Genomic DNA, 355 nt, shown 5'->3' on the forward strand with positions numbered 1-355 from the left:
CCTGTTGAGGACTGCTACACGTGCATGAATTTCATTCACCTGACTAGGAAAGCTTCTTGCCATTAATTTATCGCCTAATAATTTAATGCAATGCATCTTGGTTTCCACCAAACTTCGTCGATGATAGCCTGACCATTTTTTCCATAGTCTCCTGCCTAAACGTTTAACTGTTCGAAGTAATTCATTTCGTTCTAGCGAGCTGATCTTTGTATCTTTCCATGGTTTCGCATTTTTTCTAGGTGGAATCACCGCATGCGCTTGCCGATCTGCAATGACCTGACGGCATTGCTTGGTGTCATAAGCTCCATCGGTATAAACAGAGTCAATCTGCTCATCTTGTGGAATCTGATCGAGT

The 355-nt window shown here is 42.5% G+C and carries 1 protein-coding gene; it reads right to left on the minus strand.

Going from position 1 to position 355, the window contains the following annotated elements:
- The coding region (locus HMPREF0023_RS16005) for an IS5 family transposase (RefSeq protein ID WP_034437750.1) at nt 1-355 on the minus strand (355 nt) is incomplete at both ends.

This window comes from Acinetobacter sp. ATCC 27244 (genome assembly GCF_000156555.1).
In the GTDB taxonomy this organism is placed as follows: domain Bacteria; phylum Pseudomonadota; class Gammaproteobacteria; order Pseudomonadales; family Moraxellaceae; genus Acinetobacter; species Acinetobacter haemolyticus.